Below are 1,652 nucleotides of genomic sequence, written 5' to 3'. Positions count from 1 at the left end.
CGTCCTCGAGCAGCCGGCGTCGCAGCGCGATGACGTCGGGCAGGTCGAGGTCGTAAAATAGGGCGCTCGGTAGGGCGTGCTGGAGCCTAAGCGGGCGGGTGTCGAGCCCGGCGCCGAGCTGCACGATGATAGGGCGATCAAGCTCCGCCGCGAGTCGCAGCGTCTCGTCGTCGAAAAATTTCGCGCGGATCACGGTGCCCGTCTTGCTAAGGCGCGCGTCGTTAAATTTTGCAAAATCATAATCGATCTGTTCGACCGCGGCGCTCGAAAAGGGATCATTTAGGATTGGATCCGCGTCTTTGAAATCCAAGTGGCGCATATAAACGTTGATTAGCAACGTCTCGGAAACGTTATCTTTAAAATTTAACTTTTGCATGAAGTGCCTTTCTTGCGGTATCGTTGCGAGCAAAATACCGCTTATTTTTAATATGCATTATTATATCCTTGCTAAATAAAATTTCAATAAAATGATATTAATTTTTATTTAAAGACAGAATTTTAAATTCGCGCCACGGGTTTTGGCTATAATTTCGCCGCATAAGGCTCAATAAATTTTTGAAATTTTACGCGATGCAAAGCGCGGGCAAAATTTAGAATTTTAAAAGCTATAAAATTTATTAGCTTAGGCGACCTAGATGCGCAGCTATAGTGCGGATGGTAAATTTAATCCGCGCAGCTTTATCTTTGTCTAAATATTTCATTGTATAATTCTTAGCTTTTGGAGGTTATATGGAAAAATCGCGGCTGGGACTACTGCAAACCGAGGCTATCGCCACGCTTAGCGACGAGGAGCTTGCAATGTTCGAGCACCAAGTCATTAAAAAAGGCTATGTTTTTTATAGCGAGGCGCCTAAAGTTTTTATTTTTAAAAGCGGGCAGGCGAAGCTTTCGTTTTTTGAAGACGGCGAGGAATTCATCATCAACTACCTAAACAAGGACAATATCACTATTCTTAATGAAATTTGCGCACTTGAGTTTTTAGAGGACAGCGAGATTTATACGATCGATGCGAGCGGACTTGGGGAGATCTTGGCAAATCGCAGCTTTTGCGAGGCATATATAAAAATTTTAACAGAGATAATTCTGCTGCAGCGCAAAATCACACGCTCTATACTTTTTGAAAATGCAAAAGGGCGCATCGCGAGCTTTTTGATCGAGCTTGCAAACGAGCAGAATTTTCATCAAAATGGCTACAAATACGTCTTTTTGCCCTTTTCGCTAAAGGTGCTTTCGTCCTTCGTAGGGCTCAAGCGTCAAAGCGCGAGTACCGCGTTTAACGAGCTTGTAAAAGATAACGTAATTCAAAAAATCAGTCAGCACGAGTTTTTGATCCTGGACTACGACAGATTGCTTAGCTACTGTGTTTAGCGCGGGCTAGAGTTTTTAAAGCATTTATGCGGCTTACGCTTACGGCTTAAGCGCGAAATTTTGTCTAAAGTTACGGCGCAGGATTTTACCTAGATTTACAGCGTAAAATTTTTATCAAGAGCTTGGTTTTGGAATTTCATCCCGAATTTCGCTTAGGATTTCGTCTAAAATTTTAACTTATATAAAATTTGGGTTTGTGATCTCGTTTAAAATTTTAACACGTAATTCGCTTTTGGATTTTACCCGCTATCCCAAAACGCAAAGCTTTGGAATTTTAAAATTTC

At 42.2% G+C, this 1,652-nt stretch carries 2 protein-coding genes; one reads left to right on the top strand and one right to left on the bottom strand.

The window, feature by feature from the left end:
• Positions 1-376: class I SAM-dependent methyltransferase (locus Q0277_RS08130; protein ID WP_297997138.1), on the bottom strand; the 376-nt coding region annotated here is incomplete at its 3' end.
• Between the two features lie 353 nt (positions 377-729).
• Between Q0277_RS08130 and Q0277_RS08125 the strand changes: the two genes are divergently transcribed.
• Positions 730-1,368 (top strand): Crp/Fnr family transcriptional regulator, encoded by a 639-nt coding sequence (locus Q0277_RS08125; protein ID WP_005871915.1) that lies wholly within the window; start codon positions 730-732, stop codon positions 1,366-1,368.
• Positions 1,369-1,652 lie beyond the last annotated feature (284 nt).

Origin of the sequence: uncultured Campylobacter sp., from assembly GCF_938030815.1 — a bacterium.
Lineage (GTDB): Bacteria > Campylobacterota > Campylobacteria > Campylobacterales > Campylobacteraceae > Campylobacter_B.
The sequence above is the reverse complement of the archived record's forward strand: the minus strand, read 5'-3'. Positions and strand labels throughout refer to the sequence as shown.

Excerpts from the sequence above, each read along its gene's own strand:
- Q0277_RS08125 (WP_005871915.1), top strand. The coding sequence starts at position 730 with ATGGAAAAATCGCGGCTGGGACTACTGCAAACCGAGGCTATCGCCACG.